We start from the raw sequence: 26,156 nt of genomic DNA, 5'->3' as shown, positions 1-26,156 counted from the left end.
ATAAATACATAAAAAAGAGCGATGTTCAACATCGCTCCTTTTTTGTACTAATTATATTGATGTGATTCCGAATTATTTCGCTAGAAGTGTATATGTCACTGTTTTTGCTTTTTCCTCAAGGATTGGCGTATAGGTGAATGTCAGCACATTCCCCTTACGGCTTTTCATCCCTAACATTCTGCTCAGAATGTATTGATCTCTGCCATCATTTACTTTATCCCATTCTTTACGATCCTCACTAGTAATCAGTTGTTCACTGAGATTGACGATTTCTCCTGTACTGCTGTAGACAATATATAATTGTGTTGTATCTAATAAGCGAACAAGTGCCACATCCTCCGCGGCGTACTCCACTATGAAATCACCGGTTGCCCCGGTTAATTTCTCCATCTCAAACAACTTGCCCAAACCGCCATCCTTAGTAATATACTGAACATTCTTCCCATCGGTCATATACACCTGAGTGGAAGGTACTTGAGGCGCATGTGGATAAGCAGAAATCATATAATGATAATCCATTTGCTTAATTATTGTACCTGCTTGAACTAATACCTGATAGCTGTTGCTGAAATCATTAAACATTGCATAGTGATTGTCCGTTAACTGGAGTAAGTCCGTGCCATTTCCAAGTTTTTTAATCTCAAATCCATGATTGTAAGCTGACTCCTTAAGGGGTAGTTGGCCAATAATTACTGGTTTCCCGGCTGCCGTAGCCCGGTAATATAAATTAGCGTTTTTTTGAGATATCCAATAGGATCTACCTTCTACAGAAGCAGCAACAAATCTAGGTTCATCTACGATTTGGATAACCCCATCCGTTTTATTGAGCGCGGTTTTACCCCCGAGTACACTGACTGCAGAGACCAATGGCAAGTACAACGAACCTTTTATGATACGAGGAGATTTTGTTAATGCCATCGCTGCCCCGTTCACTTTTGACGTTGCAGCACCCGCGGTGAAGATGACTTCACGCTCTGGACGTACCAGCTTGGCCATTTTGGATTTTTGATCCCACGATAACGTATAACCCATAGCATCTGCGAGTGATTTCAAGGGTACAAAAGTTGTATTCTCCGCGATCACTTGTTTACTGCTGATTCCAATTTCTTTATAGTTAAATTGAATTTGCTTGTCTGCTTGCGCAGATACCGATCCATATCCAGTACTTAAAATCAAAACAGCAAAGATCCCTAGCGTTACCTTCCATTTATTCATATCTATCCGTCTCCTTCGACATTATAATCATATGTAATTAGACGGAAGATAATGGAAAAAGTTTCTTCTCACCCTCTAGCAAACTCATAAAATGCCAAAGCATCCTCCCAAGTTGGGAATCCTGCTTGCGCCAGTTTATCGCTGCCCCCGCCTTTACCATTATAGCTGCCTAGATGAGCTTTGAAAAAAGCTCCACAGGAAATCTCCGTGCTCCCATTCTGCGCAAAAACAACCTTATTCTCCGCAGAAGTAGCTAATAATACAGGAAGATCACATTTCGAAGTCAGCTTATTTGCTAAGCTCTGTAGATCTTTTAGAGATTTACCCTCAAATACTTGTGCGATCATCTTTCCCGCTTGCTCATTTAAAAGCTCTTGCACAACATAGTCGTCATTTTTTTCTTTAAGCAGGTAAATTTCAGCTTGCAGCAGCTTTTGTTCATTTTCCCATTTTTCAATTCGATCAATAATCTCATCTTTGCCTGTGTTGAATTTGGAAGACAGTGTTCCAAGGATTTGCAGACTAGTATTAAATTCCTCTAAAGCACGATATCCACATTTAAAATAAATCCGCGTGTTCGCTTTTATTTTCTCAGCTTTCAAAAGCTTAATTATCCCAATTTCACCCGTTGAGGACACATGTGTCCCCCCACAAGCGTTGTATTCAACATCTTTGATCTCAACAATCCGGATGTTCTCTGTCACTTTTGGCTGTTTAACCAATTTAAGCTGTGAAGCCTCTTCCCCTGTTACGAAATAGCTGAGAATATTGTGATTTAAGTAAATCTGCCGATTAACTTCTCTCTCTATGGAGTACAGTTGATCAGCAGACAGTTCTGGCACTTCTATATCAATAGTGCAATAGTCCTCACCTAAATGAAAGCTTAAGGTCATAAAGTTATGTTTTTCTAGACAAACCGCTGAGAGCAAATGCTGGCCACTATGCTGCTGCATATGGTCAAATCTTCTATTCCAATCAATCTGACAAGTTACCGATTCCTCATTAGGTAAACGTTCCAGCTTATGCAGTACAAGCTCTTCCTCACTGATTACATCAAGCACAGGAATTCCCTGAATAGCTCCAAGATCACAGGGTTGTCCACCACCATGCGGATAAAAAGCCGTCTCCTCCAAAAGAACATAAAGCCCATCTTCTCGTTCTATGGTTTCAGTCACACGGGTTGGCCAATCAGTCAGGTATGTAGAATTGTAGTATAGTTTGTTGGTCATAATGGTTTCCTCTCTTTTTTACGTTATCGACATTTTAAGTTTATAGTATCATAACGGATAGTGTGAATCTTATTATTTCAAAAAAACCAGCTCCACGCAAAAACTGCGTAGAACTGGTATTAGGGTAATTAACAAGAACAAGTAGCATCTTTTAAATTTCTAATGGCAATTGCATTTAGTCGAAGCGCTTCTACTATTGAGTCTCTTACTGCTAACAATTCAAATCTTTCACGACTGCCAATAGGCAACCTGCAAAGAATGGCTTCAATTCTTTTAAGACTTTCTTTCAGAACCACTCTTTGCTTACGCAATGCGTTCAAAGCTCTTTGAATTTTTCTCTTCTCTGCAGCAGTCATAAACTACCACCTCTTTTCGATTGTGATAGTATATGAGATGCTTATTCCCCCTTATTTGCTTGTACAATCCGGAAACCAAATAACTATATTTACTCTTTTTTGCTAGCTTCCATGATAGGAACGGACCAGTCTACATTAGAATACATTCGATTGTTTATCGTGCGCACTAATTGAAGCTGCTCGGGAATTTGTGTAAGGCCATCGGCACGGAATTGGAAATATTTCTTTTGATTATTTGACTGAGACTCGATAAATTCAATATAACCATCTTTCCATCCTACCCCTTTAGTAGTAAAAGCTCCTTGTTCAGTGAGTTTGTACTCCTTGCCATCTAGTGTCTTAAATATCCATTCACTATTTAAAAACTCATTTCTCAATCTTCCTCTAAAATGTAATACACCTTCCTTCGCTGATACATTGTTATCGGGAGATGACTCCACTGTAAAATCATTTAACATCAGTTCATCCCCGTCAAATGCAAAGGGAATCGGCTGTTCTTTCAACTTGGCAGGCTCAAATTGCACACTAGAACCATCCTTCTCTGGGATGAAATATCCATCCAATACGAAAGTATAAGGCGTATCCTGAGGTAAATATTTAAACGTATAGCTCCAGTGCATAAGTCCCTTTGTTGCCCCGGGAAGGTTAGAGTAGGACATCACGCTATTTTTATTAGGAAACTTTCTAGCATTAACACTGTGAATCTCTTCGCCTGCTGTATCCTCAAAATGGAATTTCAAGCCCTGTTGCTTCCATAGTTCGTCAGGAGAACGGGTCAATGCCTCTTCACTCAATTGCGTATCAAACTCAAAACGAACACCTTGCACCATATGAGTTAATTTTTTCAAGGTCACTGTTAAACCGTCCGGGGAGGTGTAGCTACCCGTTAGTGGCATGGAGGTTGTTTGTTTATTCGCTTCTGTCATATCCATCGAAAAATTGAAATTCCAATCCCCTTTAAGAGTAGGGATGTTCTTGTGTTCACTTCCCAATTCAGTAATATGACCTTCGACCGTAATTCGATCAGTTTGCAGAGGTTCAGTGAAATTAGCGATCAAATAGTAAAAGTCACTGGTAAATCCTATATCGTATAACTCCCCAACAACCTTCCCTTGATCATCCTTAATCGCAATACTGTTCCCATCATTAAGGGCCAACCGCTTTTTATCATGCTTTCCATCTGGTCCAAACAACTGTAACGCAACAATTACCCGTGTAGGATCTGCAACTGCTTCATCTATTTTGATTGTGTAGCCCTTATCCTTCACCTTAATATTAGGATGCTCTACCAACCCAAATTCTTGTGCTCGTAGAAGGCCAATGTCCATGTTGTTTTTTACAAAAAGAGAACGTAAAGTCTCTGCCAGTGTAGGAACGGAATATAAGATCACGGCACTTAGCACAACCAGTAACAACGCCGCACCCATAAATAATCTCAGCAACTTATTGCGCTTCGGATGCTTGCGATTCCTTTGTGTTGGAGTAAATTCCTCAAGCTCTACTTGTTCCAAAGAAGCCATTACTTGAGCAGTAAATGAATCTGGTAAGCGCTCTTCATACATAGCCTGCGACCATTCAGCTTGTTCCTCAAGCTCTGCTTCGTAGATCATATTACAATGCGTACAAGTTGCCATATGTTCAGCTACGGCTTGATCTCGAAAGATAGATTTGCTTAAAATATATTCTTCGATCTCATAGGAATTTAAGCACCTCATCGGTCTTCACCTCCTGGAGTGTAATTAGCTGCTTCAAACGCTGTTTAGCCCGGTATAAATCATTTTGAATCTTGCTTAATGGAACATCTAGAACCATACACATTTCTTCATAGCTTAAATCATTGGTATAACGAAGCAGTAAAGCCGTACGATAATTAGACGGGAGCTTCTGCATCAGGTGAAGCAGCTCTGTGCGATGCTCCGATCGCATTAATTCTTCTTCTGGATTATCCGAAAGAGAATATTCGGCATTGTCGTCCGGCAAACTCGCTGTCGGTCGGTCTTTTTTCCACAAATCCTTCAGTAAATTAGTCGCGATAGCATATAGCCACGCCGCAAAATTCTTATCCAAATCATGTGAGGCCAACTTGCGGTAAGCTTTAATAAACGTCTCCTGCGTTATGTCTTGTGCATCTTGATGATTGGCTCCCATTCCTCGCAAAAGCCCATAAATTTTATTCTTATATCGATTTACAAGATACGAATAGTCTTCTTTATGTCCATCGAGAACATTTTGGATCCATAGCCTCTCATCCTCTTTTTCAACTTTCGGTACATGTCCCTTCACCCTGAAGCCTCCTTGAAGCACGATACTATATAGACGATCCCTATTAAAAAAACTCTCACTTTATACAAAAAAAAGTAGATCTTCAAATAAAACGAAGACCTACTGTGTAATCTACCGATTACGTTTTAGAACAAAATACAACAATTGATCCATTTCTAAAGCCATAGAATCACTGAAGCGCTAAAGAAACCACTTTACTCCAATAAATTAACTCTTCATCCCTACCATATGCCCCGATACATTGAAATCCTAATGGCATGTTGTTTATAGAGGCAGCTGGAATACTCACCGCAGGCGCTCCAGCATATGACCAAATGGCCGTCATTCCGGTCCATCCGGTTCGTGAACCCCACAGCGGAGCTGTTCCTGCCTGAGCCGGCGAAACCCACAGATCAATCCCCTGTGACTTCTGCACATCTAATAGATCATTTCTGAGCTTGATTTGTCCGCTACGATATCCTTCCAGTTCTTCCTCAGTGATGGTTCGTCCAGATAAAATAGCCTGCCGTACGGTATCCTCATAAAGATCTTTATAAATATCAAATAGTGAATGATGGACTTGCGCCATTTCTCCGTGAACAAACCGCACCATGGCATCTCCGTAGATAAAGCTATCTTCCCACGGCATCGCAACTGTTTTTATGCTGAACCCTGCTTCCTCAAGCTTCTTAAGCTGCTTCTGAAAGGTTATCTTGGTGTCATCCTCCAATAATGTCATGTATACACCTTCGGGTATCCCTAGCACAGGTTTACGAGCTTCATTAAATGGTTTCCATTCTGTTACTAGCTCCGCGGCGAGAAAGTCCATACCCTCCATATCCTGAGTGAAAAATCCAAACGTATCAAAAGATGGCGACATCAATTGGACACCATCTATAGGGATACGCGCATAACTAGGTTTAAAGCCGACCACTCCGCAAAATGAAGCAGGTGCCATAACAGAACGCAAGGTTTGTGTACCTATCGCAAATGGACAGATACCCGCGGCAACCGCAGCAGCAGAGCCTGCACTAGAGCCGCCAGGCGTATGATCCAGCTGATGAGGATTGCGGGTTGTGATAGGTCCGGCATAAGCAAATTCCTCCGTCACTGTTTTGCCGGTGAACCAAACCCCTTTTTGCCGAAGCTTTTGAATAAAACTGCCCTCAGACTTCGTCAAAGCTTGTGGGGGAAGGTTCGACCCTGCACGGGTAGGCAACCCGTCTAAGTGAATTAAATCTTTGATTCCAACAGGTATTCCATATAGCGATGGTTTAGGAAATTCCGAATACTTCTCTTTTACCCTAGCCACTTCATTTTTTATTCTATCTGCTCGGTTCTCCTCTGGCACAAAAGCACGCACGTGTGGTTCTACCTTATCGTAAAGATCTAAATATTGTGTAAGATATCTATCCATGGTCACATCTGAGGTCTTATTGCCCTGAGCAAACTGAGCTAACGAAGATTTATTAATGTACATGTCTGATTGGAGCCCTCCTTAATATTCACTTAAACCAGGAAGCCATTTGAAGACGATTGTATTAATTTGGAACAACTTTATGTTACTAGTTAACCTTATCTATGGCTATACTTTAGTTCTCTATTTCTATTTTCATCCACAATATTGATTACACGATCCACCCACCCTTGATAAAATTGCTCCTCATGAGAAACTAGAATCACTGTACCTTTAAATTGGATTAAAGCATTCTGTAAAGCATCTTTTGTTTCGGCATCTAAGTGATTAGTGGGCTCATCTAAGATTAAGAAATTACATGCTGTAAGCAATAAAAGACACAGCTTAACTTTGGATTGTTCGCCACCGCTGAGTGTACGGATAGGCTGTGTAACGTGACTATCTTTTACAACACATAATGCTAGATGACGACGTATTTCCTTAATAGTCAATTTTGGATAAAACGATGCGACGATTTCTATAGGTGTCATGTTATCGTTTTCCCAAATTAAATCTTGCTCGTAGTAACCAATAGAGACTTGTTCGGCAAAGCGGAATGCCCCGTCAACACTGGGGATTTGACCAACTAATGTTTTCAGCAATGTTGATTTTCCGATGCCGTTAAAGCCTGCTATGACTATCTTTTGTCCTCCTCGAATGGAAAATGTTAATTTGGGCAGCAGCGGCTTATCGTAACCAACCACAAGATGGTCTACTCTAAGCGCAACTTGTGCAGTAACAGGAAGCTCTTGAAAACGGATAGATGCTTTAGTGACAAACGTCGGTACAGCGATTCTCTCCATACGATCCAGCTGCTTCTGACGGCCACGGGCAATTCTAGAATTAACACCAGCACCATTTTTCCGGATATATTGCTCAGTGGCTTCAATTTTTTTCTGCTGTGCATGGTACTGCCGGAAATGGCTTTCTCGAAAATGCTCCTTCTGTCTCAAAAAATCAGCATATTTGCCATGATATTTTTTAATCGTTTCCCCTTCAATATCGCAAATGCTTGTTGATATTTTATCGAGAAAAGTGTAGTTATGAGAGACCACAATAAAGGCTTGATCGAACGCTATCAGATATTCAGCAAGCCAGTTAATATGCGTGGTGTCGAGATAATTGGTGGGCTCGTCGAGCAATAACACATCAGGTTGTTCAAGCAACAGCTTTGCCAATATAACTTTGGTTCGCTGCCCCCCACTAAGCTGATCAATAGGACGGTCCATCCCCATTGCATTTAATCCTAGCCCCGTAACCACTTTACTGATATTGCTCTCGATAGAATAATAGTCGAGCGCCTCAAGTCGTTCCTGAAGGTCTGCTGCCTTCTGCAAAAGCACTTCATTGCCAGAAACAGCACATTCCGCATAAAGTGCATTCATCTTTTCTTCCATTTCGTATAATTCAGTGAACGCTCTCCTTAAATAACTTTGAACGGTACTTGACCCATCAATAACCGCGTATTGATCAAGATGACCTATTTTGATATTGGGCTGCCATTTAATCGTTCCACCATCAGGAATCACCTCGCCCGTCAGAATACCAATCAATGTGCTTTTCCCTGTTCCATTCTGACCCACTACACCTACATGCTCCCCTTTGTAGACTTCCAAAGAAACCTGTTTATACAGCACTTTATCTCCAAAAGCATGTGATACATTAGAAACCTCAAGTAAACTCATTTGCTTTCCTCTTTTCTATAATTGTTTTTAAGCACAAAAAAAAGCAGAAGACACCGCGCCCTTGGGCGCAAGCCTTCTGCTTATTAGTGCACGAATAGACGGCACAAATAGATAATTGTCAGTTTGGAAACTGAACATTATAAACACAAAAGGCTGTAGACGAAAATTGTCTACAGCCTCTTAATCATTAACATCGGAAGATGGCGTAATCAAATAAGCATGAATAATCACACTAAAATGACCTAGCTATCTTTCGATGATATAAAAAGCGATTCGCTTTTTGATTAAGCTCCGGACAACGTTTCATCGTTTGTATCCGATTGTTCGGAGCAGCTTCTGGTATATAATTTTTCAGTTTCCACATGAATCATGTTGAACCATCCCTTCGTTTGGCTACATTTTAAATCGTGTAACCGCACTTGTCAACCATCATCCGAGAGGTCCTCTTATTTTTTGCGGGGGCGTTTGACCGTACCGATCCTAGTTCCTTGAGGAATTGTAATGAACTGGCTCTTCGATACACCGATAAGCTGTGAAGTATAAATACTACTATGTCCGGAGAATAAATAACTCACCACACAAGCGATAAACATGTATATGGCTCCTTCCGAACCAAACAGCTCGATCCCCATTAAGAAGCAAGCGATAGGCGTGCTAGTAGCTCCACAGAAGACAGCAATAAAACCGAGGGCAGCTAAAAAGGGTCCATACAAATGTAATATTCCAGCCAAAGCATTGCCTAGTGTGGCACCAATCGTAAATAACGGAGTAACCTCACCACCCTGAAATCCTGTTCCTAAGGTAAAGGCGGTAAAGATCAGCTTCCATAAAAAAGCGAACGGCGAGACATCTCCCTCAAAAGAATCCTTGATTAATGGAATTCCGAGGCCTAAGTAATCACGAGACCCTACAAGGAATACTAAGGCAATGATAATTAATCCACCTACGGCACCTTTTATCATTGGATTGCTTATCCTGGCGGTGAAGATTCTTTTTAGAAAATGAGTCAGTTCACTGAAAAGCATACTCACGAGACCAAAAATTACAGAGGCCAATACCACTTTTAGAATAATCATTAAACTTAAAGCTGGAAATTCATTCACTACATAGTGTGTATGATGAACACCCCACAATCGAGTGGTGACCAGATCACCAACAAAGCTAGCCACAAAACATGGAAGTAATGCCTGTTGGCTAATAAGTCCAATGGTTACTACCTCTAGACCAAATAAGGTTCCAGCCAGCGGTGTTCCGAAAATAGAACCAAAGCCTGCACTGATCCCGCACATTAACAGTATCTTACGATCCAGAGGACTGATTTTAATCAGCTTTCCGAACCATTCCGCAAGGCTTCCGCCCATTTGAACAGCTGTCCCTTCACGCCCAGCGGATCCACCAAATAAGTGGGTTACCAGTGTCCCGAACAATACTAAGGGTGCCATCCGTAATGGAATGGTCTCGTTACCATCCTGAATTTGTTCTATAATAAGGTTATTTCCTTTAGCGCTGTTTTTTCCGTAACGCATATATAGGAAACTAACAAATACTCCCCCAAGAGGCAACAAATAAAGTAGCCCTGGATGCTCTAAACGTACATCTGTTACGTAATCCAAGCTTTTTAGAAAAAAAGCAGAGGCGGTGCCGGATAAAATACCAACTACACTGCCGAGCACAATCCATTTGATAAATGTACTCCAAAGTGCAAAATAACTTCGCTTCTTAGTGATTTCAAACCATCGGGTAGACCATGGATTCATCTCGACAGCTCCTAAGGACAAAATAAATTAGTCTCAACAATAAAACAGACTCCTACCAGGGAAGCTCGCACTGGTAGGAGTCATTAGTCTCAGAGAGACAGTTACGGCGAACTCCATCGCCCTTTATAAAACTTAAATTATTCTTCTTCTGAATCTACGTTATGATACACTTGTTGAACATCTTCCAGGTCTTCCAAAGCATCAATCAATTTCTCGAATTGAGCTTGAGCATCTTCTGGGAGTGCCACATAGTTTTGTGGAAGCATGTTTAACTCAGCTACAGTGAATTCAGTGATGCCTGCATTCTTGAATACTTCTTGTACTGCATTGAACTGATCAGGTTCTGCATAAACAATAACTGCATCATCCTCTTCCAGCACATCGCGTACATCAAGTTCTGCATCAAACATCATTTCAATTACTTCATCAGCAGTTTTACCTTCCACACCTATAACGGCCGTAGAGTCAAACATGTAAGCTACTGATCCGCTGACACCCATATTTCCGCCATTCTTACTGAAGGTTGAACGGATCAATGGAGCTGTCCGATTAACGTTATTTGTGAGCGCATCAACGATGATCATTGAACCGCTAGGTCCAAATCCTTCATAACGAAGCTCTTCATAATTTTCTTCAGCGCTACCTTTAGCCTTATCAAGCGCACGGTCAATGATCGCTTTTGGTACATTGTAAGTTTTTGCACGTTCTAATACAACTTTCAGGGCCCGGTTCGCTTCTGGATCGGGTTCGCCCTTCTTTGCTGCTACATAAATCTCAACACCAAACTTTGCATAAACACGACTTGTGTTTGCGTCTTTGGAAGCTTTCTTTTCTTTAATATTATTCCACTTACGACCCATATTGTTCCCGCTCTCTTTCAACATGAATTAAAAACAATTGTTACTTATTATACCCTTCTTCGATAGCTCTAGTAAAGTGCAGTAGTAGGTTAATCCTCTAAGCTGTCACAATACAGATAGAAAAAGCCCCTGATTCAATCAGGAGCCTGCTAATTTTTTATAGATTACTGCCAAATTTCATCTGCAATCTCTTTAATAAACTGCAGTTTATCCCATTGCTGTTGATCTGTCAGATGGTTTCCTTCTTCCGTAGAGGCAAAACCACATTGTGGGCTCAGGCACAACTGATTGATATCCACATATTGCGAAGCTTCTTTAATCCGTCCAATGATTTCTTCTTTATTCTCAAGCTCACCTGACTTCGAACTGAACAAACCTAAAACTACTTGTTGATCTTTAATAAATCTAAGGGGTGCAAAGTCTCCGGCCCGATCCGTATCGAACTCCAGATAGAAACCATCTACATCCACCGTTCCAAATAACACTTCTGCGATAGGCTCGTATCCGCCGGATGCTGCCCAAGTGGACGCGTAGTTCCCACGGCATACATGCATCGTGATAACCATATCTGCTGGATGATCTTTTATCGCTTCGTTATTTACAAATGCATATAACTTAGCGATTTCGTTAACATCTACACCCTCTTTTTGACGGGCTTTCCAATACCCTTTATCACAGAGCATACCCCATGTGCAGTCGTCCAATTGCAGATTACGGCAACCTGCCTCATAGAAATCACGAATAACTTCACGATAAGCTGCAGCAATATCAGCCACAAGTTCATCCTGCTTGTCGTAAACAGCTACAGTAGTCTTTTGATTGCGCTGAAGTTCAGCAAGGAACTGCGCTGGCGAAGGAATCGTTTGGCGCGCTACTACATCATTTCCCGCTATGCTAACCAATTGTCTGTAGTCAGCGATCATCGGATGCTTAGTCCCACGGATTTTACCGGATAATTCTGCAGTTTCCGCTCTGGTCTCTACACCATTAAACAGGTAGCCCACTGGGCTGACTTTCTTTGTTACCCCTTCAAGGCCCCACATAAAATCTAAATGCCACCAGGAGCGGCGGAACTCTCCATCCGTTACACCTTTTAATCCGACCGCTTTTTGTTTTTTCACAACTCTGGCAATCTCTGTATCTTCTACCTTGCGCAATTCATCAGCGGAGATTTCATTATTTTGATATTGGACACGAGCTCTCTTAATCGTTTCCGGACGTAAGAAGCTGCCAACGATATCTACTCTGAATGGCACTTCAGTTCTTTGTTTTCCTTTTTGGATGGTACTCATAGGGGTTCGTCCTCCTTCATTGTCTGTGCTTTTCTGTTGAATTCACTATAGCACTGTACAATCAGGACAGGGTAACTCCTAAAAACTATGGCCTACCATAAGCTTACGCTATAGCAGGCCACCAAATTAGCTTATTTAATTATAACCAGACCTCTCGGGCGGTTTCGATCACAAGGCGTATTTTATCCCACTGCTCTTCTTCAGTTAGAATATTTCCTTCCTCCGTAGAAGCAAATCCACACTGAGGGCTTAGGCACAGCTTTTCAATATCTACATATTGTGCGGCTTCTTCGATTCTTGCCTTAAGCTGCTCTTTACTCTCCAGACCCCCATGTTTGGTCGTTACTAATCCCAACACTACAAATTGGTCTTTAATAAATCGTAAGGGCTCGAAATCGCCAGCTCGTTCATTATCATATTCCAAGAAAAAGGCATCAACTTTGGTATTGGAAAAAAGCACCTCGGCAACAGGCTCATAACCGCCAGCAGCGAACCAAGTGGAGCGAAAATTACCTCGGCAAACGTGCAGCGCGATGGTCATATCATGCGGACGATTCGCAATACTCTCATTGATCAGCCTAACGTAATCCTTCGCTAACTGATCGGGATCTGTACCTCTACTGCGCAAATGTGCGCGATGTCGGCCACTGCTCAGCGTTCCCCAAGTTGTGTCGTCTAACTGAAGGTAACGGCAGCCTGCATCATAAAAGGCTTGAATCGCAGTTTGGTAAACCGCTATGATATCTTGAAATAGAGTTTCCTTATCAGGGTAAACTTCATTTCCATTAAACTCCTCCACAAAGTGAAATAGGGCAGGTGATGGAATCGTCATTTTGGGTATCCGGTCTCCCGCCATTTCCTTGAGCTTTATAAATTGCTGTAGCATGGGATGATCTTCAAAGGAAATCCGGTCAACAATTCGGAATGATTCTGCACGCTGAACCGTTTCGGCTCTTCCATTCCCTTGGTTTAAGTTAATCTTTTCAGTTCCTTTAATTCCGACAAAGAAATCAAGATGCCACCAGGAACGGCGAAACTCACCATCTGTTACTGCTAATAATCCTACTTCCTTTTCTAATTCCAGTAGTTTAGCAATCTCAATATTCTCTATTTCATAAAGCTCACTACCTGTAATTTCACCATTCTCATATTGGAGGCGGGCTGCTTTAATCTCTTCCGTACGCAAGAAGCTGCCGACGATATCATAGCGAAAGGGTGGAGCATTTCTCTGGGTGCCAGTTACGGGTCTAATCATACCGATCCTCCTACAGCTATAGTAAAAAATGATTTAGATCAAAATAACTTCCGGAAACCAAGTCATTTAAGATTTCTATATACTTGGATGCCATCACACTAGGTCTACGATCTTTATGCGCAATCCAACCAACCGTGAATACTTCATTACTCTCAAATGGAATCGTCTTCAGTCCATTACCGTTCAGATCGGATGCCATGATTCCTGTACCCACTGTATAACCGTCCGTGCCCATTAATAAATTGGTCAAGGTTGCCCGGTCATTCACTTTAATATTCTTCTCAATCTGAGAAAAACTTAACATTTCCTCCGAGAAGTGAAGTGAATTGTTCTCACCCTGTTCAAAAGTAATATACGGAAAAGGTAAAATATCGTCCTGCGAGATCCTTTCCTTCTGGGCAAGCGGATGTCCAGTTCTAACATAAAGATGTGGGTCAGTATTAAAGAGTGGCGTGAATTTCAGATTACCGTCACTGAACAGCTTATTCATATGCTTATAGTTGCTCTCGTTAATATAAAGAATCCCCAAATCGCTACGGAGAGTACGCACATCTTCGATGATTTCGTAGGTTTGCGTCTCTCTCAAGCTGAAGTTGTACTCTGAGACATCACTTTGCTTCATGAGACTCACAAAAGCATCTACCACAAAAGCATAATGCTGAGTCGAAATGGAAAAATAGATTGGGCTACGCTTTTTCCCAGTATAACGATTCTCCATAAGCTCTGTTTGTTCAATGATTTGACGGGCATATCCGAGAAATTCCATTCCTTCTACAGAAATGCTGATTCCACGGTTCGTCCTTTCAAAGATGGTAATCCCAAGTTCATTTTCAAGCTCTTTAATAGCGTTGGACAGGCTCGGTTGAGAAACAAAGAGTTTCTTTGCCGCCTCATTCATGGAGCCACTATTTGCAATTTCGATAGCGTAGCGGAGCTGCTGCAACGTCACTCCTATTCCCCCTGTTCCAGACCTATTCGTACTACATTCTGTTTCATACTAGCTGATATCGTAGCATAAATACACATCTCATTCCAAGATAATCCTTAATATGTGCCCAATAACGCGTACTTATTGTGTTCTCTTTTTCCCAGCATCAATCTTGGCAGGATCTAGTCCTTTCCAGATATTTGGCATATCAACCTGTTCTGGATGCTCAAAAACTAAAAAAGCTGTAGGCAAATACCGCTCACCATATTGGGATGAGGGTTTATTCATAATCTCATTGTCTTTTACTAGTACCGTAGAAGAACCACCATCCAGATTAGCCGCTATCACGGCTCCATGCTTAAGCAAAATCTGCTGCACATCATAGAGATTTGCTCCAATACTATAAGTAGGCTGTCGACCGTCAATTACTACAAAAATAATAGCGCCATCTGCCCGCTGACCCATTGCTGTTCTAGGTGCAATCCCCCAACCTTCCGCTGCATTCTTAATCAATCCTTTGCCATTGACGATTAGCCGCGGGCTAAAAGTAACTGCCTCCTGAACCCCCATTTTACTAATCTCATCTAGCGTATAATTCCCTGCAACCATTTTTCCTTGTTTATCCAGACCAACAATCTGTGTAGATTTTTTACCGCCAAGACCGTTGTAATATAACTTACCTTGTGAGACTACAATTCCTATGGGTTTAAACCCGTTACCTTTCCAGTTCGGATCAGCGAACCCACCACCGTTAACTCCAGCGATAGCGCCTGTACGCTTCACCATACTGGTTACTTTTTCACCTGAACCAATCTTATTAGGTATTCCTAGCCGGACTTTGGTTGGATCATTAACAATCATTACATATCCGGTATAGCCACTGCCTGAGACATTCTCAATCTCGACAAGCGGCTTCTCTACCACCTCAGGTTCGGGAGCGATCGTATGTGTATCTATTTCGTCCCCCATCTCTTCAAAACGGGCGGTATATTCGGTTACCCGGTCCTTCAGTTGATCTTCACCTATAATATATTTAGCCATATAGCGATGTTGTGTTGTAATTAGCGTATCTGCGATTGTATAACGTAAGTTCTGAGCCGAGGGTGCAAAATAAAGCCATCCACCAGCAGCGATCATTAAGAATAAGCAGAATAAAAAAACTTTGGATAAGGTGCGAAAAAAACTCCGTTTCTTCCGCTTTTTTATTGGTTTCTTTACAGGTTTCTTATTGCGTGCATTGGAACGTTGAGGTAATGATGAAGTGCTCACTTCTGAGTATTCCTCCCTAAATATTACTAATTTGATAATATGTACAACTCGTCCTTATCATAGACGATGATTTTCGTTAAAAGTTTCTGTTTGAGTAATAGTCAGCATTCAAAAACAAAAAAACGAGCAGGTTTCCAATATCTTGGCTACCTGCTCACATATAGCTAATCAAATTCTAATGTCTTCCTACTCCCCCGCCGCCGCTAGCGCTACCGCCGCCACCTGATGAGCCACCACCGCCGGAATAACCGCCACCACCTGATGAGCCTCTATCATCATCATCATCTGAGTAGCTGCGGCTGGATGAGCTTGAAGAATGTCTTCCTGCTCCTCCACCACTGCTGGAACCTCCACCACCATGGTTCTCGTTGCTTGAGGAATACCGTCCTGCACCGCCACCGTTAGTAGAGCCTCCGCCACCACTGTTTCCCCAGAAACTTGATTGCGAATTGTTTGTATTCCTATGGTGGTGATGATAATAACGTCTGTGCCAGCGTCTGCCATAACCGTAATCCGCTTGACCATGCCAAGGACCATAACGGCGTATATTCCTTTGGCTATATGGATTAAATGGCAAACCATACATTTCTATATATCTATTGCGTCGTGAAGCAGTAAATCCAAATAAGATAAGCGAACCAAAAATCGCTGAGAAAATTAGAAAAGCCTTGCTTTTACTAACCGCCTCACCTCCACTTGTAGCTGTAGTAGAGGAAGTACCAGAATTCGTTGTAGTTCCAGGATTAACTTTGTTTCCGTTGTTTCCTGTGACTCCTTGCGGATGATCCGCTCTCGCTAACAAGAAGCTGTAGAACGAATTAACTGTCGTTGTAGCTCCCGTTCCGTAATCTTTTTTCACAAATTGGGGTTCAAGCACGGTATTTAAAATATTACTAATAGCCTCATTGGTTAAAACCTTGTCGATATCCTTGCCTTGTAGAACATGATAGTTGTCTCCGCCTATGTCCAATACCAGCATAACATCCTTAGGACCCGCACCTACCGAAGCAAACTTCATATAGGTATAGTCCTGCAATGTTTTATCTCCAGCATTTTTTACGGTGACCACATAAATTCCACTTCCGGTTGTTGTTTTATATCTGTTGCTGGAATCGTTCAGATAGTCTTTAGTTACTTTTTTGAGCACACCCGCATTATCGGATACGTAATTTTTGGTGCCAACATTTTCTGCCCAAGTGCCGCCCATAGCTTGAATAAAAGCTCCATACGTCTTCCTAGCACCATTACTGTATGTTTTAGCTGCGAAATCCGGCTCAAGATATTGTGAAAGAATCTCTTTAATCTTACTGTTAGGCAATGATTCCTCTATACCTTTACCTTGTACCGCCCAATAATCATCATCTTTTATAGAAAGGAGCAGCAGCAGACCGTTATTTTTATCCGCAGCCCCCACACCCCAGCTATTGAAAAGCGATTTTGCATACTCTTCCATCGAAACCCCTTCAGTAGAATCCACAGTTACAAGCACAACTTGAGCTCCAGTAGCCTGATGTAATCGAATGCCGTAGTTCACCATGTAATTCTCTGCTTTCTCGTCAATCACATTCGCAAAATCATTCACATAAAATGACCCTGTATGCTTAGGTACAGCAGTTTTGGCTAAACTTACGGCCGGCAAAAGCAATACACTTAACAATAAGGCAGCAAGTGTGGTATGTAGCAGTATTTTTAGAGTTCTCGTGTTCATATGTACCTCCTGATCTATCATTATCTCTCTTATTTATCGGTTACGCGCGGTTAGTGGAATAGTTCCATTTTATTCTAAACTGGAAATTACACAACAGGAAAAAACGCTTAGAGTTTGTGAGGCGGGTGATTTGAGGCGTGCAAGTCGCTTTAGGGGCAATCATCGTGTTGTGTTGATGGATCACACTCAAGATCATTGGAGATTTGGAACCCCCTGCTGGATAACATACTTTTCGCCGATGGATCGGACTCAGGAGTCGTTATTTTGTTCATTTGCGGGTTTGCGGCAGGCTATCGGACTCAGTTGCAGCTATTTACTCAAAACCACACTGTTTATCCACAAAAGTTGGCCAATAAGTGATATACAGTCCGATAACGCAGCAAAATGAGATTAAAAGCCGAAATAGCTGCAATACGGTTCGTAACACACTGAACTTCCATAGCTTCTTGAGATAATGGGAGTTTTGGAATCCCCTGCTGGATAACATACTTTTCGCCGATGGATCGGACTCAGGAGACGTTATTTTGTTCATTCGAGCGTTTGCGGCAGGCTATCGGACTCAGTTGCAGCTATTTACTCAAAACCACACCACTTATCCGCAAATGTTGGCCTATAAGTGCTATGCAGTCCGATACCTCGGCAAAATGAGCTGAAATGCTGAAATAGCTGCAATACGGTCCTTAACACACTGAACTCTCTTAGTTACTTGAAATAATGGGAGTTTTGGAATCCCTCTTAAACTTCCTAAGCTACTTGAGGTACATTGGAGGTTTGGAATCCCCCTGCTGGATAACATACTTTTCGCCGATTCATCGGACTCAGGAGACGTTATTCTGTTTATTTGAGCGTTTGCGGCAGGCTATCGGACTCAGTTGCAGCTATTTGCTCAAAACCACACTGTTTATCCACAAAAGTTGGCCAATAAGTGCCATACAGTCCGATAACGCAGCAAAATGAGATTAAATGGCGAAATAGCTGCAATACGGTCCGTAACACACTGAACTTCCTTGGCTACTATACAAAATGGGAGATTTGGAATCCCCCTTGAACTTCTTAGCTACTTATAATAATGGGAGTTTTTGAATCCCTCTTAAACTTCTTAGTTACTTGAGATACCCGTTATCTGGAGATATACAGCCAATACTCCAACAACAAAAAGGCTCAGCCTATAGCTGAACCTTTTGCTTGCTTTTTAAAGCCAATTCCTTGGATCTAGCGCTCATGTTCCGTTAAAAATCAAACAGCGTAGTGGTTAAGTAACGTTCACCGGTATCCGGCAGAATCACCACGATGGTCTTGTCCTTATTCTCAGGACGCTTAGCGATTTGTGTAGCTGCGTAAACAGCTGCTCCGGAGGAGATACCCACCAGCAATCCTTCTGTTCGCGCAAGTGCACGTGATACGCTATAGGCATCATCATTTTTCACCTGAAAAATCTCATCCACTACTTCATTATCGTAATTCTCAGGAATAAAGTTTGCTCCAATGCCCTGAATCCCATGTCCCTTAGGACGGCCTCCTGATAAAACAGGAGAGTCAAACGGCTCGATGGCGACAATTTGGACTGCGGGGTTCTTTTCTTTCAACGCTTTCCCAACACCCGAGATAGTGCCTCCAGAACCAACACCCGCTATGAAAATATCAACATCTCCATCGGTATCCCGCCAAATCTCCTCTGCTGTAGTCGTTCTGTGTATTTCCGGGTTCGCAGGATTGCTGAATTGTTGGGGAATAAATGAATTTGGAATTTCCGCAGCTAATTGTTCTGCCTTTCTTACAGCTCCGCTCATTCCTTCAGTTCCCGGTGTTAACACAAGCTCAGCACCTAATGCCAGCATTAATTTACGGCGTTCAATACTAAATGTATCTGGTAGGACGATGATCAGTGAATACCCTAAGCTAGCAGCTGCAAAAGCAAGTCCTATCCCAGTGTTTCCACTAGTAGGCTCAATAATGACAGAATCTTTATTAATGAGACCTCTCTCTTCCGCATCTTTGATCATTGCATATCCAATACGATCTTTAACACTACCTGCAGGATTAAAAGATTCCAGCTTGGCAAGAACCCTTGCTTCTACGTTTTGGGTTTTACTATACTTTGAAATCTCTAATAACGGTGTATTTCCGATCAGATCGGTTAAGCTCTTATAAATATTAGCCATAATGATCCGCACCTCATTTCTTAATTTCCAATCAAATTACTCTGTATTAAGTCTAGCAGGATTTAAAGGATTTACAACCTATTCATTCTTAGTAGTCGCAAACTTAAGGTCTTTAATTCGTACTACGTCTAACCGAAACACTTGACTCTCGCACGATTAATCGCGGATCAAGCTGCACCCTTTGATACTCCCCGGTAATATTATCCTGAATACGTTGCAAAAGAAGCTGTGTGGCTAATCGTGCCACTTCATTCCCCATGATGGAAACTGAACTAATCTGAGGCGTTGTGATAGTAGTCCATGCGTTATTATCTACCCCAACCACCGCCACATCTTCTGGAACACGAACGCCTAATTCTTTAAACCGATTCACAATACCTATGGCCACCATGTCATTCACTGCATAAATAGCGTCTGGCATATGCGTCAGGCTGTAGAAATAGTCAGCGGCTTGTAGTCCAGTTTGCAAGGAAAAGTCTTCTCCAAAATAAACAAGCGAAATATCCACTTGATTTAAAGCTTGCTGATAAGCAAGATAACGATCTTCAATAAGATCTTTTTGTGCCCCTGCATATGCAATTCTAGAACGACCGATATTGATTAAATGCTCCATCACTAATTGTCCTTCAAAACGTGACAAACTAACGACGTCAGCTTTCACATTTTCTGTGATTCTTTTCCCGTAGTTAATGATGGAGACCGGAACACTCGATTTATTAATTAACTCTACCATGGTCTTTGGATAAGCAAGAGGCATGATAATGAGTCCATCTACATGTAATTTTTTGACCTCTCGAATCGTTTCGAGCTCAGTGCGCGGGTTGCCAGAAGTATTAATTTGAATTACCCGATAGCTATGTTGTTTGGCGGCTTGCTCTACGGACCAGGCGATATCCGGAATAATTGCGTTGCGAATGTCAGGAACGGCCAGAGCAATCTGCTTCGTTTGGCGGATTTTGAGGCTTTGCGCAGAGGTATTTGGAGTGAAACCCATCTCCTCAATCACTTGCAGTACTAGCGCCTTAGTCTTGGAACTAATTCCCTCTGAATTATTAATGGCTCTTGAGACAGTAGCAATACCTACCCCCGCCCGTTTCGCTACATCCTCTATGGTTACTTTGTTTTTATTAGCCACTCTGATAGTCCCCTTATTTCCGGAATCGTTTTCGTATTTATCTCTATTCCACTCATCTAAAATCAAAATTCCAATGTATAGATTATAACATAATAGTACATAGAAGAATACTTATCTCAGCTGCCACTGTGAGCCTAAAGGCTTGATATAACTCTGTTTTAGTGAAATATTTCACTAATTTTCGATATTAATATTTTCATTATTTAAATTTGACAATATGAAAATTATGTGACATATTTGTTCTCGGAAACGTTTCCTCTTTTCCAGAAATAAAATACTATTTATTATCAATTATTAATCTAGGAGATGAATGATATGCAAGCATTAAGATGGCATAACGTCAAAGATCTACGGTTAGAAACGATTGAAGAACCAGCAGCCCTTGAAGGAAAAGTGAAAATCAAAATCGAATGGTGCGGAATTTGTGGCAGCGATCTTCACGAATATGTAGCCGGTCCTATTTTCATTCCCCAAGGAACAGATCATCCCCTTACTGGTGAAAAAGCTCCAGTCGTAATGGGACATGAATTCTCTGGACAAATCGTAGAAGTAGGTCAAGGCGTTAGCAAGTTTAATGTTGGTGATCGCGTCGTCGTAGAGCCTGTTTTTGCATGTGGTGAATGTGTGGCTTGTCGACAAGGTAAATATAATCTTTGTGAAAAAATGGGCTTCCTAGGTTTGGCTGGTGGTGGCGGTGGATTCTCAGAATACGTCGCAGCAGACCAACATATGGTGCACAAAATTCCAGACAGCTTATCCTATGAACAAGGTGCTCTGGTGGAACCTTCTGCCGTTGCTCTACACGCTGTTCGTTCCAGTCAACTGAAGGTTGGAGATAAAGCTGTAGTATTCGGTGCTGGCCCAATCGGTTTGCTGGTCATTGAAGCTTTGAAAGCATCCGGCGCAGCTGAAATCTATGTAGTAGAACTTTCCGAGGAACGTAAGAGTAAAGCTGAAGAACTTGGTGGTATTGTAATCGATCCTAAACAATATGATGTGGTCGAAGAAATTCAAAAACGTACCGATGGTGGCGTAGATGTTGCGTTTGAAGTGACAGGTGTACCTCCCGTTCTAACCCAAGCCATTAATTCCACTAAATTGAGTGGACAAATCATGATCGTTAGTATTTTCGAAAAAGATGCTACGATTACTCCAAACAATATCGTACTTAAAGAACGCAACTTAACTGGTATCATTGGTTACCGTGATGTTTTCCCAGCTGTAATTAGCTTGATGGAACAAGGGTACTTCCCTGCTGAAAAACTTGTTACTAAGAGAATTAAACTGAATGAAGTGATTGATCACGGGTTTGAGGCTCTTTTGAAAGAAAAAAATCAAGTGAAAATCCTTGTAAGTCCTAAACAATAACCATAAGCAGCCTATTGGCTGAATCATAAAAGAAGGCGCTGCTCCAAGCAGCTCTTTCTAGAATTTGTAGCGGTCTCTGTTATTAAAAAAAACCAGGCAGCGATTCTCCGGGATTGGAGTATCACTGCCTGGTGTTTTTGATCTGTGGGGGGTGTTTAAGCAAATTTATGGGCAAATCCTTATACGCTCTGGCTTAACTCGCTTAATCATCCGCTGATCCACCAAGTATATTCATCCTCACTAAGCAGGAGTTGCAAGTCTGATGCCTTGAAGAAATCCTTTCAGACAGAACGTAGCTTCCGGTGCATCCCCTCTTGTTATACTTCTAGCACCTAATTTAAAGGATTCGAATGAGATAATGGAGAGTGATATAGGGTAAATGTGAAATAACTGTATTCTGTACACTTATTCCGTATGCAAAAGTAACTATTCTTGTTTTAATTGTATTCTGTACAATTAAAACCCTGAAAATCCACCTATAAGAAATTAAATGAGGAATATAGATGTACTAAATACAGTTATATCTATACCCCGACCAATTAAGGAATTATAGTTGTACAAAATACAATTAAACACTCACTCTGCTTTAACAAATTGCTTCCGTCGCCACTCTGATTCCTCAATTATAGATGAAGTGTAGCTCCCTATGGAACGGCCCCTAGCCCGTTTGTTTGCTTCATCTATACTTATGCGTATTTATCATTTATCAAATAATGCAGATTCTCTTTTACAGCAGGCCATTCGGTATCCAATATGCTAAAGACCACATTATCATGAATCGATCCGTCAGACTTGATTCTATGCTTGCGCAGAACCCCTTCTTTAACCGCCCCTATTCGTTCTACTGCTCTTTGTGACCTCAAGTTGTTCGCGACCACTGCAAATTCTACGCGGATCAGCTTTAGTTCTTCAAAACAATAGTGTAGCAGCAGCGACTTGCCTTCTGTGTTCACACTAGTTCTCCAATAGTCTGGTGAGATCCAGGTACATCCAATTTCAGCGTTACGATGAACCAAATCCGGATGCATAATACGAGTGGTTCCGATAATTCGCTCCGTTGCTTTATCAATGATAGTAAAGGTAATTTGTGAACCGTTCTTTTGATTCGCTAAAGCTGTTGAGATTAATCCTTGCACCTGCTCGTCCGACGTTATTTTTCGCCAGGTAAATTCCCAGATGTCTGGATTTCTTAACACTTTCGCCAATCCTTCTGCATGACTTTCATCTGTTGGAACCAGCTTAATCGATTTCCCGTCAAGTATTACAGTATTCATAACACTCATTTGGTGCACCGTTCTCTCAATGAAATATGCTGAATGATATCTGCAATTTCTTCCACACGAAAGGCGATATGGTCTGCTCCGGCTTGTTCAAGCTCCTCCTTGGGACCATAACCAAAAGTCACTCCAATAGATTCGACACCACAGCCAATAGCACCGATGATATCATGCTTACGATCTCCTATCATTACCGCTTCCTCTGGATGTATGTCATTCTCATCAAGCACGTACTGAATAACCTCTTGCTTCTTAGAACGGGTACCGTCCAGATTACTTCCTCCGATATGTTTGAAATAATGATCGAGCTTATAATGCTCAAGAATCTGTGCTGCAAAAACAGTCGGTTTGGAGGTTGCTACATACAATGAGTATCCATTCGTCTTAAGTCCCTCCAGCAATTGGGGTATACCTTCAATCACCATATTCTCAAATAATCCCGTGGCACTGTAACGCTCCCGGTAAAAAGCAACCGCTTGAAGCGCTTGTTCCTCAGTGAAATGGTGCAGCTCGATAAATGAATCATATAACGGAGGACCTATGTAAGGAAGAAGCTCATCCAAATGTTCGATCTGTATATCAAATTTGTTCAAAGCATATTCTACGCTTTTGGTGATGCCTTCTTTGGGGTCTGTTAAAGTACCATCTAAATCAAATAAAATGTTTTGTAATCCTCTTCCCACGGTTGTCTTGCTCCCCTCGACTGTTATTATTGCATATATTTATCATACCTTCGTTTCCACATACTTTCCACATACTTCTCGAATACGATAAGTAACTGAAGCTATTACATATTATCGGAGGAGTATCTTATGAACATGACGCATTACATGTCTTTGCTAGCGGACAACCAGCCTTGGAACTTGATTATATTCATGGCAATCCCCGTGATTTTTGCTGAGACGATTACCATTACAGAGTTTATTATTTTGTTCACCAAGAATCTAACAGGCCCACTACGATCCTTCAACAAAGTCTGCAGCATACTCGCAGGGATATATTTCACAGGTGTATTCCTCTACTTGTTTCCAACTTCGTTTATTCCTTTGTCTGTGAATGGGGAATGGCACACATGGGTTGATATCGTAGCCGTGGGCTTCTATTTAAGCGGAGTACTCTTCTTATTGCCACTGGCTTTGTTAGATCTTGGTCTGATTGCCCGTAAACGATCGGAAGAGTATAAGATGAAGCTGCATTTTCTGCTTATTAGTGGATTCTTGGTCGTGGCGCATATCGCGATGATCTTCGGGATGATTAATCCGGAAATTGTAGGGAGTATGGGTGGAATGGACGATATGATGCATTAAAGTTTATTAACAAAACGTAATCTAAGACAAAAAGCAGATCAAGGATAAAACCTTGATCTGCTTTTTGTATCGTACCGGTTATCCTGCGTTTTGTACAGTTACCACAGTACGCTTCTTGCGTAATAAAAACATCAGTGGAAATCCAAACAACACAATAATGGAACCTACCACAAAAACATCATTCACACCCATCGTGAACGATAGCAAACGTATCGAATCTGTATTACTTGCACCGGAGCTGATCAACTCTTTAGAGTGGAGTAAGGATCTACTCGACAGCAGTGAGGTGAATACTGCAATCCCAAGTGAGCTTAACACATTGCGAACCCAGTTGTTGATCGACGTAGCATGCCCAGACCATTCGACAGGAATTTCCTCCATTGAGGCTGTACTGCTTGGAACATTGGCTAGTCCAATGCCGAGATTACGAACGACCATCGCCCACATAATAAAGCTATAAGATATGTTCGTTTGCAGCCGACTAAGCATGAATAAACCGATGAATATAAATAAAATACCCGCAGAAATCAACTTCACAGGTCCGAACTTTGGATACAGCTTACCTACGATTGGACTCAGCAAGGCAAGGAGGATCGAGGACGGCAATAAAATCAGCCCTGTTTTAAGCGTTGTAGCCCCTTCTACCGTTTGTAAGAACAAAGGGGTTAAATAGGTTCCGGCATACATCGCAATCGTAACCAAACTATAGATACTTAGCATGGCGGTAAAACGGCGATTACGGAATACACGCAAATTCAGCAGAGGTACCTCCGCCTTCAGCTCGCGCAAAACAAACAAAACTAACAACACAACTCCCAAAAGGATTAACGATAAGGTTTTCCACGAAGTCCATCCCCAGCTATTGCCTTGGCTAAATGCAGTTAATAATGATAAACTACCGAGGACAACGGTAAGGAAACCAGGAATATCAAATGACTTCGGAATATTCATTCGATAATATGGAATTAACGTTAGGGTTAGAATAACAGCTATGATTCCAATAGGGATGTTAATTAAGAATAACCAATGCCAGCTGGCATATTGGAGCAGCCACCCGCTAAACGTTGGTCCTATGGCTGGCGCGACCATCGCGGATAGCGACCAGAGGCTTACTGCAAAAGGTCTGCGCTCTCCCGGTATTACTTGAAATATGATGGTCATCGTACAAGCCATGATGAGACCGCTGCACGAACCCTGAAGCATCCGAAATACAATTAATGATGTTGGATCCCATGCCAAAGCACAAAGCAAAGAGAACATGGTAAATCCCATCAAGGCGAAAAGATAAAGCCTTTTATAGCTGAATCTTCCTCCGAGATATCCCGCGAGTGGTGCGGTTACTCCTGTCGCCAGCATAAAACCCGTGACCATCCATTGCATGGTGTTCAGACTCGTATTGAAATGATCCATTAAAAGAGGAACAGCAATGTTGATCGTCGTTGTACTTAAGACAGAGACGAAATTTCCGAAGAATATGGCAATCATGATCGGCCAAAAATGTATTTTGCTTGCTTGATTTTCTTCCATGCTTCCCCTCCTCATTATTTTTTATATGTCTACTTTTACATATATAAGGTGACTTGAATAATGTTATAATCGTACGATCAATATGTCAATGATGACATATGCCCGAAA

General features: G+C 41.7%; 21 protein-coding genes and 1 riboswitch. Of the genes, 2 read left to right on the top strand and 19 right to left on the bottom strand.

Annotation, left to right across the window (positions count from 1 at the left end; translation table 11 throughout):
• Window positions 1-72: 72 nt before the first annotated feature.
• The 16 genes from NST94_RS13850 to NST94_RS13775 all read right to left on the bottom strand — a co-directional run bounded on the left by NST94_RS13850 (window position 73) and on the right by NST94_RS13775 (window position 20,569).
• Entirely contained in the window at window positions 73-1,215 is a 1,143-nt protein-coding gene (locus NST94_RS13850) for a copper amine oxidase N-terminal domain-containing protein (protein WP_076302022.1), read from the bottom strand.
• Window positions 1,216-1,283: 68 nt separating this feature from the next.
• On the bottom strand, window positions 1,284-2,444 hold the full coding sequence (locus NST94_RS13845) for a DHHA1 domain-containing protein (RefSeq protein WP_076302021.1): 1,161 nt from the start codon (window positions 2,442-2,444) through the stop codon (window positions 1,284-1,286).
• A gap of 128 nt (window positions 2,445-2,572) precedes the next feature.
• Complete coding sequence (locus tag NST94_RS13840) at window positions 2,573-2,800, bottom strand: hypothetical protein (RefSeq protein WP_076190427.1); 228 nt, start codon at window positions 2,798-2,800, stop codon at window positions 2,573-2,575.
• An 89-nt stretch (window positions 2,801-2,889) separates the two neighbouring features.
• Window positions 2,890-4,515, bottom strand: coding sequence for a DUF4179 domain-containing protein (locus NST94_RS13835; RefSeq protein ID WP_076302020.1), 1,626 nt, complete (start codon window positions 4,513-4,515; stop codon window positions 2,890-2,892).
• Window positions 4,493-5,083 (bottom strand): sigma-70 family RNA polymerase sigma factor, encoded by a 591-nt coding sequence (locus NST94_RS13830; RefSeq protein ID WP_076302019.1) that lies wholly within the window; start codon window positions 5,081-5,083, stop codon window positions 4,493-4,495. The genes NST94_RS13835 and NST94_RS13830 overlap by 23 nt, the downstream gene beginning before the upstream one ends.
• A 169-nt stretch (window positions 5,084-5,252) precedes the next feature.
• Window positions 5,253-6,542 (bottom strand): amidase, encoded by a 1,290-nt coding sequence (locus NST94_RS13825; protein WP_076302018.1) that lies wholly within the window; start codon window positions 6,540-6,542, stop codon window positions 5,253-5,255.
• A gap of 95 nt (window positions 6,543-6,637) precedes the next feature.
• Window positions 6,638-8,203, bottom strand: a complete 1,566-nt coding sequence (locus NST94_RS13820) for an ABC-F family ATP-binding cassette domain-containing protein (protein ID WP_076302017.1) — start codon at window positions 8,201-8,203, stop codon at window positions 6,638-6,640.
• Window positions 8,204-8,649: 446 nt separating this feature from the next.
• The gene (locus NST94_RS13815) at window positions 8,650-9,960 is read right to left on the bottom strand and encodes a voltage-gated chloride channel family protein (RefSeq protein ID WP_076302016.1); all 1,311 of its coding nucleotides are present in this window, start codon (window positions 9,958-9,960) and stop codon (window positions 8,650-8,652) included.
• Window positions 9,961-10,027: 67 nt separating this feature from the next.
• A riboswitch (Fluoride riboswitch) is annotated at window positions 10,028-10,090 on the bottom strand.
• Between the two features lie 7 nt (window positions 10,091-10,097).
• Complete coding sequence (locus tag NST94_RS13810; RefSeq protein ID WP_036678376.1) at window positions 10,098-10,820, bottom strand: YebC/PmpR family DNA-binding transcriptional regulator; 723 nt, start codon at window positions 10,818-10,820, stop codon at window positions 10,098-10,100.
• A 164-nt stretch (window positions 10,821-10,984) separates the two neighbouring features.
• Window positions 10,985-12,112, bottom strand: coding sequence for a 5-methyltetrahydropteroyltriglutamate--homocysteine S-methyltransferase (locus NST94_RS13805; protein WP_076302015.1), 1,128 nt, complete (start codon window positions 12,110-12,112; stop codon window positions 10,985-10,987).
• 139 nt (window positions 12,113-12,251) lie between these two features.
• Window positions 12,252-13,367 carry a 5-methyltetrahydropteroyltriglutamate--homocysteine S-methyltransferase gene (locus tag NST94_RS13800; RefSeq protein WP_339282087.1) on the bottom strand — a complete coding sequence of 372 codons (1,116 nt, stop codon included), beginning with the start codon at window positions 13,365-13,367 and terminating at the stop codon, window positions 12,252-12,254.
• Between the two features lie 16 nt (window positions 13,368-13,383).
• Window positions 13,384-14,316, bottom strand: a complete 933-nt coding sequence (locus NST94_RS13795) for a LysR family transcriptional regulator (protein ID WP_339282086.1) — start codon at window positions 14,314-14,316, stop codon at window positions 13,384-13,386.
• Window positions 14,317-14,436: 120 nt separating this feature from the next.
• Window positions 14,437-15,564 (bottom strand): phosphodiester glycosidase family protein, encoded by a 1,128-nt coding sequence (locus tag NST94_RS13790; RefSeq protein WP_076125850.1) that lies wholly within the window; start codon window positions 15,562-15,564, stop codon window positions 14,437-14,439.
• A gap of 175 nt (window positions 15,565-15,739) precedes the next feature.
• Window positions 15,740-17,272 (bottom strand): TPM domain-containing protein, encoded by a 1,533-nt coding sequence (locus NST94_RS13785; protein WP_339282085.1) that lies wholly within the window; start codon window positions 17,270-17,272, stop codon window positions 15,740-15,742.
• A 1,229-nt stretch (window positions 17,273-18,501) separates the two neighbouring features.
• A complete protein-coding gene (cysK, locus tag NST94_RS13780; protein WP_076129370.1) occupies window positions 18,502-19,434 on the bottom strand; it encodes a cysteine synthase A in 933 nt (310 codons plus the stop codon).
• Between the two features lie 112 nt (window positions 19,435-19,546).
• Window positions 19,547-20,569, bottom strand: a complete 1,023-nt coding sequence (locus NST94_RS13775; RefSeq protein WP_076185862.1) for a LacI family DNA-binding transcriptional regulator — start codon at window positions 20,567-20,569, stop codon at window positions 19,547-19,549.
• A gap of 315 nt (window positions 20,570-20,884) precedes the next feature.
• On the opposite strand from NST94_RS13775, the gene NST94_RS13770 reads away from it, so the two are divergent.
• Window positions 20,885-21,937, top strand: a complete 1,053-nt coding sequence (locus tag NST94_RS13770) for a 2,3-butanediol dehydrogenase (RefSeq protein WP_076129368.1) — start codon at window positions 20,885-20,887, stop codon at window positions 21,935-21,937.
• A gap of 686 nt (window positions 21,938-22,623) precedes the next feature.
• Here NST94_RS13770 and NST94_RS13765 read toward each other — a convergent pair.
• Together NST94_RS13765 and NST94_RS13760 are read right to left on the bottom strand one after the other, a co-directional pair.
• Window positions 22,624-23,211 (bottom strand): GNAT family N-acetyltransferase, encoded by a 588-nt coding sequence (locus NST94_RS13765; RefSeq protein ID WP_256721003.1) that lies wholly within the window; start codon window positions 23,209-23,211, stop codon window positions 22,624-22,626.
• Window positions 23,212-23,216: 5 nt separating this feature from the next.
• Complete coding sequence (locus tag NST94_RS13760; protein ID WP_076185867.1) at window positions 23,217-23,897, bottom strand: HAD family hydrolase; 681 nt, start codon at window positions 23,895-23,897, stop codon at window positions 23,217-23,219.
• Window positions 23,898-24,026: 129 nt separating this feature from the next.
• Between NST94_RS13760 and NST94_RS13755 the strand changes: the two genes are divergently transcribed.
• Window positions 24,027-24,521, top strand: coding sequence for a DUF6803 family protein (locus NST94_RS13755; RefSeq protein ID WP_339282084.1), 495 nt, complete (start codon window positions 24,027-24,029; stop codon window positions 24,519-24,521).
• 78 nt (window positions 24,522-24,599) lie between these two features.
• Here the strand turns inward: NST94_RS13755 and NST94_RS13750 are convergent, their stop codons facing one another.
• Window positions 24,600-26,048, bottom strand: a complete 1,449-nt coding sequence (locus NST94_RS13750; RefSeq protein ID WP_076302010.1) for an MDR family MFS transporter — start codon at window positions 26,046-26,048, stop codon at window positions 24,600-24,602.
• Between the last annotated feature and the right edge of the window lie 108 nt (window positions 26,049-26,156).

Source organism: Paenibacillus sp. FSL H8-0282 (assembly GCF_037963825.1).
Lineage (GTDB): Bacteria > Bacillota > Bacilli > Paenibacillales > Paenibacillaceae > Paenibacillus_AQ > Paenibacillus_AQ odorifer.
This window is presented reverse-complemented; position numbering and strand designations above follow the sequence as displayed.

Coding starts and splice junctions, on each gene's coding strand:
- NST94_RS13785 (WP_339282085.1), bottom strand. CDS start 17,272: ATGAACACGAGAACTCTAAAAATACTGCTACATACCACACTTGCTGCC.
- NST94_RS13770 (WP_076129368.1), top strand. CDS start 20,885: ATGCAAGCATTAAGATGGCATAACGTCAAAGATCTACGGTTAGAAACG.
- NST94_RS13805 (WP_076302015.1), bottom strand. CDS start 12,112: ATGAGTACCATCCAAAAAGGAAAACAAAGAACTGAAGTGCCATTCAGA.
- NST94_RS13825 (WP_076302018.1), bottom strand. CDS start 6,542: ATGTACATTAATAAATCTTCGTTAGCTCAGTTTGCTCAGGGCAATAAG.
- NST94_RS13765 (WP_256721003.1), bottom strand. CDS start 23,211: ATGAATACTGTAATACTTGACGGGAAATCGATTAAGCTGGTTCCAACA.
- NST94_RS13820 (WP_076302017.1), bottom strand. CDS start 8,203: ATGAGTTTACTTGAGGTTTCTAATGTATCACATGCTTTTGGAGATAAA.
- NST94_RS13840 (WP_076190427.1), bottom strand. CDS start 2,800: ATGACTGCTGCAGAGAAGAGAAAAATTCAAAGAGCTTTGAACGCATTG.
- NST94_RS13845 (WP_076302021.1), bottom strand. CDS start 2,444: ATGACCAACAAACTATACTACAATTCTACATACCTGACTGATTGGCCA.
- NST94_RS13750 (WP_076302010.1), bottom strand. CDS start 26,048: ATGGAAGAAAATCAAGCAAGCAAAATACATTTTTGGCCGATCATGATT.
- NST94_RS13755 (WP_339282084.1), top strand. CDS start 24,027: ATGAACATGACGCATTACATGTCTTTGCTAGCGGACAACCAGCCTTGG.
- NST94_RS13835 (WP_076302020.1), bottom strand. CDS start 4,515: ATGAGGTGCTTAAATTCCTATGAGATCGAAGAATATATTTTAAGCAAA.
- NST94_RS13810 (WP_036678376.1), bottom strand. CDS start 10,820: ATGGGTCGTAAGTGGAATAATATTAAAGAAAAGAAAGCTTCCAAAGAC.
- NST94_RS13850 (WP_076302022.1), bottom strand. CDS start 1,215: ATGAATAAATGGAAGGTAACGCTAGGGATCTTTGCTGTTTTGATTTTA.
- NST94_RS13815 (WP_076302016.1), bottom strand. CDS start 9,960: ATGAATCCATGGTCTACCCGATGGTTTGAAATCACTAAGAAGCGAAGT.
- cysK (WP_076129370.1), bottom strand. CDS start 19,434: ATGGCTAATATTTATAAGAGCTTAACCGATCTGATCGGAAATACACCG.
- NST94_RS13800 (WP_339282087.1), bottom strand. CDS start 13,367: ATGATTAGACCCGTAACTGGCACCCAGAGAAATGCTCCACCCTTTCGC.